This is a genomic window from Qipengyuania citrea (assembly GCF_009828015.1).
GTDB classification, from domain to species: Bacteria; Pseudomonadota; Alphaproteobacteria; order Sphingomonadales; family Sphingomonadaceae; genus Qipengyuania; species Qipengyuania citrea.
Window position 1 is genome coordinate 809,523 of the sequence record NZ_WTYG01000001.1, and the last position, 15,283, is coordinate 824,805.

At 65.1% G+C, this 15,283-nt stretch carries 16 protein-coding genes; 5 read left to right on the forward strand and 11 right to left on the reverse strand.

Annotated features, from left to right (window positions below):
- Window positions 1-24 precede the first annotated feature (24 nt).
- From rsmG to GRI55_RS03795, 3 genes are read left to right on the forward strand one after another with little or no spacing between them, the layout of a single operon-like run.
- A complete protein-coding gene (rsmG, locus tag GRI55_RS03785; protein WP_160766239.1) occupies window positions 25-594 on the forward strand; it encodes a 16S rRNA (guanine(527)-N(7))-methyltransferase RsmG in 570 nt (189 codons plus the stop codon).
- Complete coding sequence (locus GRI55_RS03790) at window positions 591-1,364, forward strand: ParA family protein (RefSeq protein WP_050601476.1); 774 nt, start codon at window positions 591-593, stop codon at window positions 1,362-1,364. The genes rsmG and GRI55_RS03790 overlap by 4 nt, the downstream gene beginning before the upstream one ends.
- Window positions 1,361-2,341 carry a ParB/RepB/Spo0J family partition protein gene (locus tag GRI55_RS03795; RefSeq protein WP_160766240.1) on the forward strand — a complete coding sequence of 327 codons (981 nt, stop codon included), beginning with the start codon at window positions 1,361-1,363 and terminating at the stop codon, window positions 2,339-2,341. The genes GRI55_RS03790 and GRI55_RS03795 overlap by 4 nt, the downstream gene beginning before the upstream one ends.
- A 56-nt stretch (window positions 2,342-2,397) precedes the next feature.
- Here GRI55_RS03795 and GRI55_RS03800 read toward each other — a convergent pair whose 3' ends face one another.
- Both GRI55_RS03800 and GRI55_RS03805 read right to left on the reverse strand, forming a co-directional pair.
- Window positions 2,398-3,381 (reverse strand): glycine zipper 2TM domain-containing protein, encoded by a 984-nt coding sequence (locus GRI55_RS03800; protein ID WP_160766241.1) that lies wholly within the window; start codon window positions 3,379-3,381, stop codon window positions 2,398-2,400.
- Window positions 3,382-3,502: 121 nt separating this feature from the next.
- Window positions 3,503-3,985 carry a GAF domain-containing protein gene (locus GRI55_RS03805; protein ID WP_160766242.1) on the reverse strand — a complete coding sequence of 161 codons (483 nt, stop codon included), beginning with the start codon at window positions 3,983-3,985 and terminating at the stop codon, window positions 3,503-3,505.
- Between GRI55_RS03805 and GRI55_RS03810 the strand changes: the two genes are divergently transcribed.
- Window positions 3,984-5,522, forward strand: a complete 1,539-nt coding sequence (locus GRI55_RS03810; protein ID WP_237452388.1) for a PQQ-dependent sugar dehydrogenase — start codon at window positions 3,984-3,986, stop codon at window positions 5,520-5,522. The two genes, GRI55_RS03805 and GRI55_RS03810, sit on opposite strands and share 2 nt — an antisense overlap.
- A 1-nt stretch (window position 5,523) precedes the next feature.
- On the opposite strand, the gene GRI55_RS03815 is transcribed toward GRI55_RS03810, so the two are convergent.
- The gene (locus GRI55_RS03815) at window positions 5,524-7,260 is read right to left on the reverse strand and encodes an acyl-CoA dehydrogenase (RefSeq protein WP_160766243.1); all 1,737 of its coding nucleotides are present in this window, start codon (window positions 7,258-7,260) and stop codon (window positions 5,524-5,526) included.
- Window positions 7,261-7,307: 47 nt separating this feature from the next.
- On the opposite strand from GRI55_RS03815, the gene GRI55_RS03820 reads away from it, so the two are divergent.
- Entirely contained in the window at window positions 7,308-8,255 is a 948-nt protein-coding gene (locus GRI55_RS03820; protein ID WP_160766244.1) for an L-threonylcarbamoyladenylate synthase, read from the forward strand.
- Here GRI55_RS03820 and GRI55_RS03825 read toward each other — a convergent pair.
- From GRI55_RS03825 to GRI55_RS03860, 8 genes are all read right to left on the reverse strand, one after another.
- Window positions 8,234-8,566 carry a hypothetical protein gene (locus GRI55_RS03825; protein WP_050601470.1) on the reverse strand — a complete coding sequence of 111 codons (333 nt, stop codon included), beginning with the start codon at window positions 8,564-8,566 and terminating at the stop codon, window positions 8,234-8,236. The genes GRI55_RS03820 and GRI55_RS03825 overlap by 22 nt on opposite strands.
- A 54-nt stretch (window positions 8,567-8,620) precedes the next feature.
- The gene (locus tag GRI55_RS03830) at window positions 8,621-9,415 is read right to left on the reverse strand and encodes a head GIN domain-containing protein (protein WP_160766245.1); all 795 of its coding nucleotides are present in this window, start codon (window positions 9,413-9,415) and stop codon (window positions 8,621-8,623) included.
- Window positions 9,416-9,510: 95 nt separating this feature from the next.
- The gene (locus GRI55_RS03835) at window positions 9,511-10,245 is read right to left on the reverse strand and encodes a head GIN domain-containing protein (RefSeq protein ID WP_160766246.1); all 735 of its coding nucleotides are present in this window, start codon (window positions 10,243-10,245) and stop codon (window positions 9,511-9,513) included.
- 167 nt (window positions 10,246-10,412) lie between these two features.
- The gene (locus GRI55_RS03840; protein ID WP_050601467.1) at window positions 10,413-10,946 is read right to left on the reverse strand and encodes a CarD family transcriptional regulator; all 534 of its coding nucleotides are present in this window, start codon (window positions 10,944-10,946) and stop codon (window positions 10,413-10,415) included.
- A gap of 222 nt (window positions 10,947-11,168) precedes the next feature.
- Window positions 11,169-11,963 carry a YihY/virulence factor BrkB family protein gene (locus GRI55_RS03845; RefSeq protein WP_202392327.1) on the reverse strand — a complete coding sequence of 265 codons (795 nt, stop codon included), beginning with the start codon at window positions 11,961-11,963 and terminating at the stop codon, window positions 11,169-11,171.
- A complete protein-coding gene (gene fdxA / locus GRI55_RS03850) occupies window positions 11,964-12,302 on the reverse strand; it encodes a ferredoxin FdxA (protein WP_050601465.1) in 339 nt (112 codons plus the stop codon).
- A 50-nt stretch (window positions 12,303-12,352) separates the two neighbouring features.
- On the reverse strand, window positions 12,353-12,610 hold the full coding sequence (locus tag GRI55_RS03855) for an RNA-binding S4 domain-containing protein (protein ID WP_050601464.1): 258 nt from the start codon (window positions 12,608-12,610) through the stop codon (window positions 12,353-12,355).
- Between the two features lie 13 nt (window positions 12,611-12,623).
- Window positions 12,624-15,128: a helicase-related protein gene (locus GRI55_RS03860; protein WP_370873283.1), complete on the reverse strand. Its 2,505-nt coding sequence runs from the start codon at window positions 15,126-15,128 to the stop codon at window positions 12,624-12,626.
- Window positions 15,129-15,283 lie beyond the last annotated feature (155 nt).

The following is a 15,283-nucleotide window of genomic DNA, read 5'->3' on the forward strand; positions in this document are numbered from 1 at the left end:
GCTTCCCTGTGTGACGGTATCGCCATGGACCGACTGGCGAAATTGAGCGATCTGCTGATCGCGGAGAATGCTTCGCAGAACTTGGTGGCCAAGGCCACTATTCCAATTGTCTGGCAAAGGCATATTGCCGACTCGGCACAGCTCCTCGAACTTGTCCCGGCCACGCAGGCACCATGGCTCGACCTCGGTAGTGGAGCGGGTTTCCCGGGCCTAGTTATTGCCGCAATGCGGCCCGATCTCGAAGTAATATTGGTGGAATCGCGCAAGCGGCGGGTGGATTGGCTCGAACGTGCCAGAGAGGGGTTGGCTCTCGAAAACTGCCGCGTCGCAGGCTGCAGGCTCGAGGACGTCGAACGGTTCGATGCCGGGACGATCTCTGCCCGTGCCTTTGCGCCACTCGACCGCTTGTTGGGCTTGGCCGCGCGCTTCTCCACAAAGACAACCGATTGGGTGTTGCCCAAAGGGCGTTCGGCAGCGCAAGAAGTGCAGGGACTGCCGAAGAATCGCCGCAAGATGTTTCACGTGGAACAGTCTCAGACCGATCCCGACGCAGGCGTCGTCGTAGGACGCGGCCAGTGGAGCGCTAAACCATGATCACCATTGCAATTGCCAATCAGAAGGGCGGGGTGGGGAAGACCACCACTGCGATCAACATTGCTACGGCGATGGCAGCGACCGGATGGAAAACGCTGCTGATCGATCTCGACCCGCAGGGCAATGCATCAACCGGTCTGGGCGTTGCGGGCGCCGACCGCGAATACACGAGCTACGATCTGCTGCTCGATCAGGGTACATTGACGGAATGCGCGCAGCCTACCGACATTCCCGGGCTCGACATCGTACCGGCGACGCAGGATCTATCCGGAGCCGAGGTGGAACTGGTTTCGGTCGATGATCGCACCGCGCGCTTGAGGAAGGCGCTGGATACGCAGGGATACGATGTGTGTTTCATCGACTGCCCACCCTCGCTGGGATTGCTGACGCTCAACGCGCTCTGCGCGGCCGATTCCCTCCTCGTCCCTCTGCAATGCGAATTCTTCGCGCTCGAGGGGCTCAGCCAGCTCCTCCAGACGGTCGAACGGGTACAGCAGGGCTTCAATTCCGATCTCGGCATCATCGGGGTCGTGCTGACCATGTTCGACCGCCGAAACCGGCTGACCGATCAGGTTGCCGACGATGTGCGCGATTGCCTGGGCAAGCTGGTTTTCGAGAACGTGATCCCGCGCAACGTCCGGCTCAGCGAAGCGCCCAGTCACGGGATGCCGGCGCTGGTCTATGACCACAATTGCTCGGGCAGTCGCGCGTATATCGGGCTAGCGCGCGAATTGATCGGGCGTCTCCCGCAGAAAAGGAAAGCGGCATGAGCGAATCTTCTGCAGGCACCGGCCCTCGCCAGATCGATCGCAAGAAGAAGCTCGGCAAGGGCCTTGGCGCGCTCCTGGGCGAAACCCGCCGCGAAGAGCCGCTGGTCCGCTCGGATAGCGGCCAGAACCAGAGTGATGGGCAGGCGCAGTCGTCCGCAACGACGGCGGAACCGGCGACGAACGGCCTTACCTCGATTCCCGTTGCGAATATCGAGCCGCTGCCCGGTCAGCCGCGTACGCATTTCGACGAGGAAAGCCTCGATTCGCTGGCTTCATCGATCGCCACGCGTGGTGTCATTCAACCGATCATCGTCTCGCCGCTGGGCAAGGGGCGCTATCGGCTGGTTGCGGGTGAGCGCCGTTGGCGCGCCGCGCAGCGCGCCCGGCTGCACGAGATTCCTGCGCTGGTGCGCGATCTCGACCAGCGCGAGGTGATGGCGCTGGCGCTGATCGAGAACCTCCAGCGCGAAGACCTCAATCCGGTGGAAGAAGCGCGCGCGTACCAGAAGCTTTCCGAAGACGATGGGATGACGCAGGCCGAAATCGCCAAGCTGGTCGACAAGTCGCGCAGCCATGTGGCCAATTTCCAGCGTCTGCTCGCCTTGCCCGACACGGTTCTGGCGCTGGTGGCCGATGGTGCGCTTTCGATGGGCCACGCACGGGCGCTTATCGGGCGCGAAGAAGCCAGCGAACTGGCGCAGAAGGCCGTGTCCGAAGGACTGTCTGTGCGTCAGATGGAAGCGTTGACCCGCAAGCCGCGCAAGCGCCAACCATCATCCTCGGCCGGCACCACGCATGGCGACGCTGGCGATGATGCCGATATCGCAGCGGTGCAGGGTCATCTGGAGGAGTTCCTCGGCATGCCCGTCAAGATCACCACCGATACGACGCCCAACAGCGGCGCGGTCACCATCCGCTTCCGCACGCTGGATCAATTAGACCTTATTTGTCAGCGCCTTACCGGCGGTGATATCTAGGCAGCCCATTCGCCGAACGCTTTCGCGCGAACTGACTACGGACTGCGAAGCCGTGATCAGTTGGCGGGCGTCCCGTCACGGTAGACGCTCATCTGCGGCACTTCGACGGTAACCGGCACCAGCATGTACTGGCCCGGCTGATTGTACTGCGTTGCGCCGGCATCGGCCGTGGCCCGCTGCATGTAATCGTCGAGATAGGCCTGGCACTGGCTGCGGCTGTCGCTGCGGCGACGCGAGCCGTCCTCGATCGCATCGCCGGCGGCCATGCCGGCCAGCGCGCCTGCGCCTGCGCCTGCGCCGATCAACGTGCCGGCGGTGCGATTGCCGCTTCCCGCGATGCGGTTGCCGAGCAAACCGCCCGCTGCCCCGCCAAGCAGGGCGCCGATGATTTCGCCCCGCTCGCTGTCGTTTTCATAGGTGTCGAGCCGCGCCCGGCATTCCTCGATCCAGGCGTTGCGATCGAAATCGACGACCTGCGATCCGGCAGGCAGATAAACCGAGGTAGCGTTTGGCGCCGGCTGGTAGCCCCCGGCATATTGCGGCTGGGCGCCGCCCGCGGACCCATCGCGGTAGATGACGCGCGAAGCGCCGCCCGCAGCCTGCGTCACCATGCCTTGCTGTGCCGGATAGACATAGACCACCTGCGGTGGTTGCTGGATGTAGACATAGGTCGGCTGGGCTTGCTGCACTGCAGGCACGGCGCTGCGGTTCTGAATCGAACGCACGGCCGGTGCGGGTTGCGCCTCGGTTTGCTCAAACACGTAGTATTCGGGCTGCGAGGGATCGATCGGCTGGATCGTCGGGGACCGGACGAATACGGGCGTCTCGGCGCGTGCGGGAATGCTGCGCGCTGCGCCAACGGGCTGGTCCGCAGCTGCGGCTTCAATCGTTTCGGTGACGACGTCGTCGTCCAGTTCGGGCAGCGCCTGCGCATACTCATACTCCCCGGTCTCGTAGGAGATCGTGTTCTGCGCCGAAACATGCGCCGGTTGCAGCGCGATCGTCAGCGCGATCAGGGGAAGGGTAGTGCGGACAGTCATGATGCGTGTTCCTTTGAGCGACTCGATCACGATCGATGCCGAAACCATGCCTGCACGTTAGCATTGCCCCGCATGCACGCCAAAGTGCGCTGCCGGGGTGTTCCGCTATGGGGCAGCCGGTTCAGATGCGATCGGCGAGCATCGCTGCGAGCGCTTCGATTCCGGCAGCGTCGTGCTGGTCGAAGCGGCCCTTCTCGGGGCTGTCGAGATCGATCACCGCAATAGCCTTCCCATCCCGCAGGACGGGCACCACCAGTTCCGAATTGGTCACCGAATCACAGGCGATGTGACCGGGGAAGGCGTGAACGTCTTCCACCAACTGCGTCATCGCTTCGCTCGCGGCAGTCCCGCAGACGCCCTTGCCCAGCGGAATGCGGATGCAGGCCGGGCGGCCCATGAAGGGGCCGAGCACGAGTTCGCCATCGACCATGCGGTAGAATCCCGCCCAGTTCAGCTGGGGGAGGAAGTCCCATAGCAGTGCCGCGACATTGGCCATGTTGGCCACCGCATCTCGCTCGCCCGCAGTAAGCGCCCCCGCCGCGTCGAGCAGCTGGCGATAGGCTTCGGGCTTGGGCGTGCCCGCATCGGGTCGGAAATCGAACATGGTGGGCGATGTAGCGCGGCGCGCCCCGGCTTCAAGCCCCATTGCCCGCGGCACGCGGCTCGCTTATCCCAGCGCCATGGGTATCCTCAAGAAACTGGGCATCGCGCTCCTCGTCATTGTGCTGGTCGCTGTAGTCGCCGGCTATTTCCTCACCCGCGGCGACACCGCCGATGTCGCCTTCGACGAGACGGTGGGCACCGACCCGACGCTCGACGAACCCGAAGAAGAAAGCATTCCCACGGTCGCGATTGCCGAGCCGGTCGGCTGGGGTGACGATGAACTGCCGACCGCTGCCGAGGGACTGGAAGTCACCCGGTTCGCCGACGGGCTCGATCATCCGCGCACGCTGCAGGCCCTGCCGAATGGCGATATCCTGGTCTCGCTCACCCGCGCGCCCAAGATCGATAGCGGCGAAAGCAACTTCTTCCGCGATCTCGTTGCCGGTTTCCTGTTCCGCAAGGCCGGGGCCGGGGGGGAAAGCGCCAACCAGGTCGTGCTGCTGCGCGATAGCGATGGCGACGGTGTTGCGGAACGCCGGTTCGTCCTGCGGGACGACCTCGATTCGCCGTCCGGCCTCGCCTGGGGGGATGGCACGCTGTACATCGCCAATCACGACGAGGTGCTCGCCTTCGATTACGAACTTGGCGCAACGCGCCTTGCCGGTGAAGGGCGCAAGATCGCCGATCTTGCCGAGGGCACGGGACACTGGATGCGCAATCTCGCGCTCCATCCCGATGGCGACCGGCTCTATGCTGCAGTGGGTTCGAAATCGAATATCGCCGAAGACAGTCTCGAAATCGAGGAAGGCCGTGCGCTGATCTGGGAGATCAATCTCGAAAGCGGGCGCCAGCGCGTCTTCGGGGTTGGCCTGCGCAACGCCAACGGGCTCGATTTCAGCCCGTGGTCGGGCGAATTATGGACCACGGTCAACGAACGCGATATGCTCGGCTCCGACCTCGTGCCTGATTACCTCACCAATGTCCCGGTGGGCGTTCATTATGGCTGGCCATGGATCTATTTCGGCGACAATTTCGACCGCCGCGTCAAATATCCCATTCCGCAGGCGCTCAGCTACGTCCGCACGCCCGAATACGCTCTCGGTCCGCATGTCGCAGCGCTCGGTTTCGTGTTCAGCGAAGGCGGCGCGAAAATGGGTCCCGATTTCGCCAGCGGCGCCTTTGTCGCACGGCACGGCTCGTGGAACCGCAAACCCCCTTCGGGCTACGACGTGGTCTATGTCGCCTTCGACGAACGCGGCAATCCCATCGGCAAGCCACAACCGGTCCTGACCGGCTTCCTGCAGGACGATGGCACCACGCGGGGCCGGCCGACGTGGGTCGAATGGGCTGCTGACGGATCGCTGCTGGTTTCGGATGACACCGCCGGGATCATCTGGCGGGTTTACGCCCCGGGCGCCGAGGCGCAGGACGCGATCGAACGGGTTACCGGCGAACGGCTGCCCGCGCAGCGTGAGCTACGCGGGCAGGAAGCGAGTTTCGGCGAAGACGATTTCGCGCGTCGCGTGACCGCCGAATAGATCAGCCGACGAACTGTTCGGCCGTCAGCGCGTAGAGCGGTTCGGCCCCCGCCGTCGCTGCGGCCCGGAGTCCGCTGGCCTCTGGTACGATACGGTCGAGGAAGAAACGCACCGTCGCTGTCTTGGTCGTAGCCTGCGCGCTGTCGCTGTCGCCAATCGCACGTCGCTGGCGCAGCAATTGCCACCCCGCCACGGCGACAGCGAACATGGTGCAGAACGGCATTGATCCGGCCAGGCGATCGTCGAGGCTCGCTTCGTCACGCATCCATCCCGCGACGGCTTCGCAATCCGCAGCCAGCGCGGCAAGCGCGGGTTCGTCGCCAGCATCGCGCGCGATATCCGCGATCAGTCCCGACAGCGCCTGGCCGCCGTCCATCCCCAGCTTGCGGGTGACGAGGTCGGCGGCCTGGATGCCGTTGGTGCCTTCATAGATCGGGGCGATGCGCGAATCGCGCCAATGCTGCGCCGCGCCGGTTTCCTCGACAAAGCCCATGCCGCCATGCACCTGCACCCCGAGGCTGGCGACCTCGATGCCGATATCGGTGCCCCATGCCTTGATCAGCGGGGTGAGCACTTCGCCGCGCGCCTTGGCATCGTCATTGCCCAGCGTCCCGCGGTCGACCTGGCCTGCGGTGTAATAGAGCAGTGCGCGAGCGCCTTCGGTCAGCGCCTTCATTCGCAGCAGCATGCGGCGCACGTCGGGATGTTCGAGAATGGCGACGGGGGCCTTGTCGGGCGAACCGGCCCGCGCGGACTGGATCCGCTCGCGTGCGTACATCTGCGCCTGTTGGGTGGCACGCTCGCCGATCTGCACGCCCTGATTGCCGACATTGATGCGCGCGTTGTTCATCATCGTGAACATCGCCATGAGCCCGCGGTTCTCCGCGCCGACCAGTTCGCCGATGCACTCGCCTTCGTCGCCATAGGACATCACGCAGGTGGGCGAGGCGTTGATGCCGAGCTTGTGTTCGATGCTGACACAGCGAACATCGTTGCGCTTGCCGAGCGAACCGTCGGCTTCGACATGGTATTTGGGCACGATGAACAGCGAGATGCCCCGGCTTCCTTCCGGCGCATCGGGCACGCGGGCGAGGACCAGGTGAATGATGTTCTTCGCCAGCTCGTGCTCACCCCAGGTGATGTAGATTTTCTGGCCCTTGATGCGGTACTTGCCCGCATGTTCGCCGTCCTCGATCGGGTGGGCGGTGGTGCGCAGCGCGCCGACATCGGAGCCTGCCTGCGGTTCGGTGAGGTTCATCGTCCCCGACCATTCGCCGCTGACCAGCTTGGGCAGGTACTTTTCCTGCAGCTCTTTCGACCCGTGGTGTTCGAGCGATTCCATCGCGCCGACGCTGAGCATGGGCAGCAGGTTGAACGCCATGTTGGCCGTGCCGAGATTCTCGAGCACGTTGCACGACAGCGTGAAGGGCAGGCCCTGGCCGCCAAATTCGACGGGGCCGGCGATCGCATTCCAGCCCTGCTCGACGTAATGTTCGTAAGCTTCGGCAAAGCCATCCGGCAAGTGGACTGTGCCATTTTCGAGCCTGGCGCCTTCGAGGTCGCCCACCCGGTTGAGCGGGGCCCATTCGCCGGCAGCGAATTCGCCAATGCCGCTTACGATCGCTTCGACCATATCGGGCTCGGCGGCAGCAAATCGTTCGGATTGCGCCAGCTCTTCGATCCCGGCGTTTACGCGGATGGCGAGCAGCTGGTCCTGGGTGGCGGGGGTATAGGTCACTTCGGTTCCTCTTGGCTTTGGCTGGCGTGCAGATATAGCGCGCACGCATGAGGGGCAAATACGTTACGGAAACGCTTCGGGTCGAGGAAAGTGGCATTGCACGTGCCGCAGAAACTCTGCGTGCCGGAGGCCTGGTCGCTGTCCCCACCGAAACGGTCTATGGCCTTGCTGCCCGGGCGGACAGCGAAGCCGCCGTGGCCGACATCTATGCGGCCAAGGGGCGACCGAGCTTCAATCCGCTGATCGTGCATGTCGCCAGCCTCGACGCGGCGCGCGAATTCGCCGACTTCTCGCCGCAGGCCGAAGCACTGGCGCAGGCATACTGGCCCGGCCCGCTCACTCTCGTTCTCCCGCGCAAGTCCGAAGCGGGCCTCGCGGCCGCAGTGACTGCCGGGCTCGACACGATCGCGCTGCGCATGCCGGCCCATCCGGTCATGCGCCGAGTGCTGGAGGAGACCCGCCTGCCGCTCGCCGCGCCTTCGGCCAATCGCAGCGGCTATATCAGCCCGACTTCGGCCGCGCATGTGCTGGCATCGCTCGATGGCCGGATCCAAGCGGTGCTCGATGGCGGCGAATGCGAGCGCGGCCTCGAATCGACGATCGCAGCCGTGCGCGGCGACGGGACGGTCGAAATCCTGCGCCCCGGGCCCGTCGAACTGGACGCGGGCACGGGCGCGGGCGGGGGTATCGAGGCACCCGGCCAGCTCGCCAGCCATTACGCGCCGGGCAAGCCGGTCCGCCTGATGGCGACGCAAGTTGCGCCAGACGACTTCGTGATCGGGTTCGGCGACATCGCCGGGGACTGTTCGCTATCCGAGAGCGGCGACCTGGCCGAAGCGGCTGCGCGGCTCTACGCGTGTCTTCACCTGGGTGCGCGATCGCCCAAACCACGTATCGCGGTGGCGCCGATCCCCGCAGAAGGCATCGGCATCGCGATCAACGACCGTTTGCAGCGCGCGGCGACGCCGCCCGATCAGTCGTCCTCGGGCTCGTAGGGGATCGAGGGGATGATCTGCTGCATTTCGGCATAGGTGTCGCGGGCGTCATCGCACGCCCGGCGATCGCCATCCTCGCAATCGTCGAGCTGCTTCTCATAGTCGCGTTCGAGCTTGGCGAGACGTTCCTCGCGCCGCCGGATTTCGCGGCCGCGCTTTTCATCAGCCTCGGACTGGCTGGTGGTGGCAAGATCCACACCCTTGCTGACGACCTTGACCGGCGCCGTCGCGACGTCGACCACTGCCTTGGCGAGGCAGCCCCCCAACATGAGCGTGGCGGGCAAGAGCAGGATGAGAGCTTGGCGGCGCATGCGAATTCCTTTCGCTGCGCCGCCTAGCCGATAATCGCCTGGCCGTCGATCAACTCAGGCTTGCGGCTCGGTTTCCGCCTCGGGCTCGTCGTTCGGCGCCGCCGTGCTGGCTGCGCGGCAGTTGAGCTTGCCCGAACCCATCGAGGAGACGGTGCAATCGGCGCGTCCGTTCACCGTGACCGTGCCCGAACCCATGATCGAGGCTTCGACCTTGCCGTCGGAAGCGAATTCGGCATCGCCCGATCCGGCAACGGTGATATCGGCGCCGCCCGCCTGCAGGCCGGCCATATCGGCCTTGCCCGAACCGGCGATCGTCAGGTCGAGCTGGTCGACCCTGCCCGATGCCTCGAAATTGCCCGATCCGGCAATGGTGAGGTCGAGCGATTTGGCATCGAGATCGGCAATCCGGGCCTTGCCCGAACCCGCGATGGTGACAGCGCTGTCTGCCGCCGATTGCATCGATGCCACCTCGACGTCGCCCGATCCGGCGAGCACCAGCGTGCTGATATCGGGCGTGGTTACGCGAATGGTCGCGATACCCGTACCGCCCCAGTCGCTGCTTTCGCGGCTGATACCGAGCGCATCGTCGTCGAGCGAAAAGCGCAGCTCGGCGATTGCATCCTCATCGCCCGATACGTCGATGTCGAGCGTGTCGCCCTTGGTGACGATAACCTTGTCGGGGCCGGCAAACACCAGTTCGCTGGGCGGCGCGCCGGTCATGTCGAGTTCGGCCAGCGGGACACCATCGGAATCGCCGATCTGGATGTCCACCCCATCGCATGCCGATACCAGCATCGCTCCTGCAAGCGTTGCCAATGGGGCGAAGCCTTTGAGCAGTCGATGTATCATTGCGATGGATCCTCCTAAACCGGTTGCTGCGTGTTGCTGATATAATACAGCATGGCCAAAGCTTCAAGTCATGTGGGGGGAACGGGCAAAGCAGATCACCGCGTGCAGGTAAGACGGCCCGATCCCATGCGGTTCTGCGTGCAATCGCGCGTGCCGGTGACTGCGGCATTGCCGCTACCGACGATACTGGCGGAAACGCGTCCGCTGGCTTGCAGCCGGGTATCGCCGGACCCGGCGATCGCCAGCTCCGCGTCGGTCACCTGCATCGCTTCGCCGGAAAGATCGCCGCTGCCGGCGATCTGCACCTGCATGGATGCCGCGCGGCCGGCCAGCCGCATGTCGCCCGAGCCTGCGATCTTTGCTGCCAACCTGCCCACGTGGACCCGTTCGATCGCGAGTTCGCCCGACCCGCTGACTGCGGCCCGGCCCGTCTCGCCATCGAGATCGGATACGGTCAGCCGGCCCGAGCCGGCGAGATGCGCGCGCCTTATGGCGGGGGCGGACACTTCGATCCGCGCCGTCCCGGCCGCCGGCGTGCGTCGCCAGCGACGCCCGATCAGCAGTTCGCCATCTTCAACGACGAACCGCAGGTCGTCGAGCACCGCGCGGTTGCCGGAAGCCCGGATGCGCCAGCGATCCCCTTGCGAGACCACGACGTCGTCTGCCCCCGACAGCACGACCTCGTCGAATGCCTCGGTGGGGGACCATGCGGCTGGTATCGGCATCCCCTCGTCAAGCCGCGAGGAACCGGGCTGCGGGAAAGCGGGCACTGCGGCGAACAGCAGGAGCGCGGCCAGACCGCGCGAATAAGTGGAAAGAAGGCGGGTCATCGGTGATCTCCAGAATGCGGATCACCAGGCTCGCGCTATCGCAGCAGTTTGTCGACCGCCTTCGTCGACAAATGTAATCGCTTGGCAGAGATGCTTTGCCAATTGCGATGCCGAACGAAAAAAGGGGCGCTGGTGAGCGCCCCTTTTCCGAATGATTGCGAATGCGCTTACGCGTCTTCGGTGTTCTCGTAATATTGCGGCGCATGTTCGCGCAGCACGTCGAGGATCTTCTCGAGCGCGGTCGGCTCGTCGGTCTTTTCCATCGCGGCGAGTTCGCGCGCGAGGCGGCTCGAGGCGGCTTCGAAGATCTGGCGTTCCGAATAGCTCTGCTCGGGCTGGTCATCCGGGCGGAAAAGGTCGCGCGTGACCTCGGCGATCAGGACGATTTCGCCCGAGTTGATCTTCGCCTCATATTCCTGCGCACGGCGGCTCCACATGGTCCGCTTGACCTTGGGCTTGCCCTTGAGCGTCTCCATCGCTTCCTTGAGCGTCTTGTCACTCGACAGCTTGCGCATGCCGATCGATTCGACCTTGTTGACCGGAACGCGCAGCGTCATGCGTTCCTTCTCGAAGCGCAGAACATAAAGATCGAGCTGCATGCCGGCGATTTCCTCGCTCTGCAGTTCGATGACACGGCCAACGCCGTGCTTGGGGTAAACAACGTAATCGCCAACGTCGAAGGCATCAGCCTTGCTTGCCATGCAATCTTTCCTTTCGTCCGAGCAGCCTACGACCAGCAACGGCATGACCGAAGCCTCTGGCCGCAGCCCTTGGCGGGATGCGGTCGGGCGCCGGTGGTGACGTTGCTGGTGACCTGCCCTTTCAATTCTCACACCTGGCCGGGAGCAAACCGGCGCAGTTGTTGCATTATATAGCACAGCTTGTGGTAAATTGCGAGTCCGGCAGAAATCGCCCGGCGCGTGTCACCTGCGCCGGTTGCGAAGTGCGGTCAGCTCGCCGCCCAGCAGCAACAGGAAGCCGGTGGCCCAGAACCACGTGATCAGCGCAACCACCGCGCCGAGCGCGCCATAGGTCGCGTTGTAGCTGCCGAAATTCGCGGCATAGAAGCCGAAGGCGGCGGTCGCCGCGAGCCAGGTCACCGCAAAGAAGCACGCGCCGGGCCGGATCGCGGCCCAGGCGGGGGCGGGGGCATGGGGAGCGAAGCGATAGAGCAGACCAGCGGCAAGCGTTGCGGCGGCAAGCAGGAGAAGGAAGCTGGCGATACTGCCGAACATGCCGGCGATATTGGCGAGCGCAGCGCTGGCTGCCGCGGTCAGCACCAAGCCGGCAATGCCAGCCGCAGTGATAGCAAGAGCCATCAGATTGCCCCCAAGGAATCCGCGCGGGCCGTCGACGCCGAAGGCGATGTTCAGCCCGGTCATCAGCGAGCGGGCGCCATTGCGGGCCCCGAACAGCGCAATCGCCAGCGCGACCAGCAAACCGGCGCCTTGGGCACCGCTCGACCCCTGCGCCACGCTTTCCAGCTGGTCGGTGATGAGCTCGGCCGCGGAAGGTGGCAGCTGCGCGGAAATCAGCGTGATATGCGAAGCCACCGTCGCGGCATCGGCGAACAGGCCATAGGCCAGCACCAGCGACCCCAGCGCGGGAACGAGCGCAAGCAGCGCGTAATGCGCAATGCCCGCGGCCACGATCCCGATATTGTCTGCGCTGCCGGCCTGCCAGGCCGCTTTCAGGTCAGCCAGCACGCGGCGCGGCAATCAGTCGCCTTCGCCGGGTTCGGGCGAGAAGAACTTCTCGAACTTGCCCTCTTCACCCTTGTGCTCGTCGGCATCTGCGGGCGGTTCCTTCGACTGGGTGATGTTCGGCCATTCGGCGCTGAACTTGGTGTTCAGCTCGAGCCATTTTTCGAGATTGTCCTCGGTGTCGGGAAGGATCGCTTCCGCCGGGCACTCGGGCTCGCATACGCCGCAGTCGATGCATTCGCTCGGATTGATGACGAGCATGTTCTCGCCTTCATAGAAACAATCGACCGGACAGACCTCGACGCAGTCGGTGTACTTGCACTTGATGCAGTCATCGGTGACGACATAGGTCATGAGTAGCGTAATCCCTCGAAAATCATTCCAGACCGCGCTGCTAGGGGGAATTATCCGCCCGGGTCAAGCTCCCGATAACACGCCCGGGCCTCGCGCGGCGCACCGCGCCGTTCGGGAAGCGCGATGATCTCGACCAGCCTGACCGAATTGCCGAGCGGCAATGTCAGCACGTCCCCTTCGAGGATATCGCGCGAGGCGCGGGTGACGCGTTCGCCATTGCGGCGGATGTGCCCTTCGTCGACCAGCCGGTGTGCAGCGCTGCGCGTGCGTACGAAGCGCAGGTAGCACAGCAGCCGGTCGATTCTCATTCAGCGGTCGCCATCAGCGGACCAGATCTGCCAACGCGGCAAAGGCATTGCCCTCACTGGGCCGGGCGGGTTTCGTGCGTTCCTGCTTGCGGCGCGAGGGGCGCCATTCCCAGCGATCGGGGCGGGGCGGTCCGAACTGCCCTTCGGCCTGCGGCTGGGCCCGCTGCACGCGGAAGCCCGCATTGCCAAGCAGCCGCGCGATATTGCCTTCCTCGAGCCCGATCGAAACCGGCAGCGCGTAATCGAGCACGAACTTGCGCCGGCGATCCTTGGCCTGCGCCTTCGCACGCGTTTCGTGGGCGGCGCGCAGGATCTTCTCTGCCAGATCGATCCGGATCGCCTGCGTCCCCGCATGGCGGTAGCCGGACGGCAGTTTCCTGATCTCGCCCAGTACTGGCAGCATCGCTTCCTGCAGTGGCCGGCGATCGCGGCCCAGCGCATGCAGCAATTGCCGCGGTGCCGGCTTGAGCAGGGCGGGGGCAAAGATGTCGAGCGCGCCGAAGGTCACGCCGATCTTGCGCAGGAAGGGCCGCATCTCCTTGGGCAGATGCTCCAGCCCGGCCTGTTCGCGGGTGACGTAGCCATGCCCCGCGATCAGGTTGAGCAGCAGCGCCCGCGCCTGCGACCCCGCATCGGGGTTGCTTGCCGCGTGATGCATTTTCTCGAGCGCTTCGAGCGGGGCCAACTTGCCGGCCAGCCAGCTCTCCAGCGCGGCCACCAGCTTCGCCTGCGCCGCTTCGGGCAGAGCGGTAATTTCGCGTGCGGGCTTGATCAACGGGTACACCGTGCCCTCGCGCTGCTCCAGCTGCGCCAGGACCTGTCCCCTCCAGCGGATCGCGCCACGCGCCAGCTCCAGCTCGGCCATGTCCGATGCGGCCAGCGCTTCGGCGCGTTCGCCCAGCAGCTTGGGCAAGCCCTTTTCGGCAGCGGCAAGCAGCATCCGGCGATCCTCGTGGCGTGCGGCCGGATCGACGCTGAACCGCAGTCCCTCGACCTGGCCGAGCGCCTCGCCCTCGATGGTCACGGCGCCATCCTCGCCAATTTTGATCGGCAAAATGCCGGCATCCTGGCCCAATGATTTCATCAGGATTGCGGTCCTCCGGTTTACGAATCGTTCGGTCAGCCGCGCATGCAGCGCGTCGGACAATTTGGCTTCGACAGCGCGCGCACGCGCGGCCATCTCGTCTCGCGCCAGCACCCAGTCGGGTCGCTGGCAGATATAGGCCCAGCTGCGAATCGCAGCGATACGGCCCTGCAGCGTATCGATGTCTCCGGACATATTGTCGAGTTCGCTGATCCGCGCCGCGACGTAATCCGCGCCGATATAGCCGCGACCGAGATCCTGCCATAGCCGCGCGACGAACCGCGCATGCACATCGGGACCCCGCTGGCGGAAATCGGGCAGCGAGCAGGCCTCCCAGAACCGGCGCACCATGCCCGGTCCGCGAACCGCGGCGGCCGCCGGTTCGTCGGCGAGCCGCTTGAGCGTGGCCAGGTCGATCGCCTCGGGCGCAAGCCGCAACACCGGGTCGTCGGGCGGCGTCTCGAGATCGGCGATCAGCGCAGCCAGCGAATCGAAGCGCGGTTCGGGATCGCGCCAGAAAAGATGAGTCAGCGGGACGAAGCGATGCTCCTCGATCGCATAGACCTCTTCCTCGGTAAACTCGGGCGCCGCGCCATGCTTCGACATGCCCGACAGCGTGCCGAAAGTGCCGTCGCGCTGGTGCCGGCCCGCACGTCCGGCGATCTGCGCCATCTCGGCAGGCAGCAGACGGCGCATGCGGACGCCGTCGAACTTGGTCAGCCCGGCAAAGGCGACGTGATTGACATCGAGATTGAGCCCCATGCCGATCGCGTCGGTCGCGACGATGTAGTCGACCTCGCTGCTCTGGAAGAGCGCGACCTGCTTGTTGCGGGTTTCGGGACTGAGTGCTCCCATCACCACTGCCGCCCCGCCGCGAAACCGCCGCAGCATCTCGGCGACGGCGTAGACCTGGTCGGTGCTGAAGGCCACGATCGCGCTGCGCGGCGGCAGGCGCGAGAGCTTGCGCGGCCCGATATGCGTCAAGGTGGAAAACCGCGGCCGGTCCGATATCTCCGCTTCGGGGATCAGCTGGCGGACCAGCGGTTCGAGCGTGGCCGCGCCGAGCAGCATCGTTTCCTCACGGCCGCGGGTGTTCAGTAGCCGGTCGGTAAAGATGTGGCCGCGCTCGCGATCGGCACCGATCTGCGCTTCGTCAAGCGCCACGAATGCCGCCCCGGCTCCGTCGCGCGGCATGGCTTCGGCGGTGCAGCACATATAGCGCGCATTCTTGGGTTCGATCCGTTCTTCACCCGTGATCAGCGCGACGGCATCATCGCCCTTGATCGCCCGGACCCGGTCGTAGACCTCGCGCGCCAGCAGCCGCAGCGGAAAGCCCATGCAGCCGCTCGAATGCGCGACCATGCGCTCGATCGCGAGATGCGTCTTGCCGGTGTTCGTGGGCCCGAGGACCGCCTTGATCGCGCTGCGCTGCACGCGCCCTAGGTGGCAGTCCGCGCCGCAGCGCGCAACCACCCGGCCGGTGCTGTGCTCGGCTCGTCGCAAGCTCGACTCGCATGGCCGCAAGTTAAGGCTGCCTTTACTTTGTTTTGCCAAGCAAAGCGGGCAGACGCGCACCAATCAGGCCGTGC

What these genes read in the sequence shown, in the direction of transcription:
- GRI55_RS03795 (WP_160766240.1), top strand. Translation starts at nt 1,361, where the DNA reads ATGAGCGAATCTTCTGCAGGCACCGGCCCTCGCCAGATCGATCGCAAG.
- GRI55_RS03855 (WP_050601464.1), bottom strand. Translation starts at nt 12,610, where the DNA reads ATGAGAATCGACCGGCTGCTGTGCTACCTGCGCTTCGTACGCACGCGC.
- GRI55_RS03840 (WP_050601467.1), bottom strand. Translation starts at nt 10,946, where the DNA reads ATGGCAAGCAAGGCTGATGCCTTCGACGTTGGCGATTACGTTGTTTAC.
- rsmG (WP_160766239.1), top strand. Translation starts at nt 25, where the DNA reads ATGGACCGACTGGCGAAATTGAGCGATCTGCTGATCGCGGAGAATGCT.
- GRI55_RS03810 (WP_237452388.1), top strand. Translation starts at nt 3,984, where the DNA reads ATGGTGGGCGATGTAGCGCGGCGCGCCCCGGCTTCAAGCCCCATTGCC.
- GRI55_RS03835 (WP_160766246.1), bottom strand. Translation starts at nt 10,245, where the DNA reads ATGACCCGCCTTCTTTCCACTTATTCGCGCGGTCTGGCCGCGCTCCTG.
- GRI55_RS03830 (WP_160766245.1), bottom strand. Translation starts at nt 9,415, where the DNA reads ATGATACATCGACTGCTCAAAGGCTTCGCCCCATTGGCAACGCTTGCA.
- GRI55_RS03825 (WP_050601470.1), bottom strand. Translation starts at nt 8,566, where the DNA reads ATGCGCCGCCAAGCTCTCATCCTGCTCTTGCCCGCCACGCTCATGTTG.
- GRI55_RS03790 (WP_050601476.1), top strand. Translation starts at nt 591, where the DNA reads ATGATCACCATTGCAATTGCCAATCAGAAGGGCGGGGTGGGGAAGACC.
- GRI55_RS03800 (WP_160766241.1), bottom strand. Translation starts at nt 3,381, where the DNA reads ATGACTGTCCGCACTACCCTTCCCCTGATCGCGCTGACGATCGCGCTG.
- fdxA (WP_050601465.1), bottom strand. Translation starts at nt 12,302, where the DNA reads ATGACCTATGTCGTCACCGATGACTGCATCAAGTGCAAGTACACCGAC.
- GRI55_RS03805 (WP_160766242.1), bottom strand. Translation starts at nt 3,985, where the DNA reads ATGTTCGATTTCCGACCCGATGCGGGCACGCCCAAGCCCGAAGCCTAT.
- GRI55_RS03820 (WP_160766244.1), top strand. Translation starts at nt 7,308, where the DNA reads ATGAGGGGCAAATACGTTACGGAAACGCTTCGGGTCGAGGAAAGTGGC.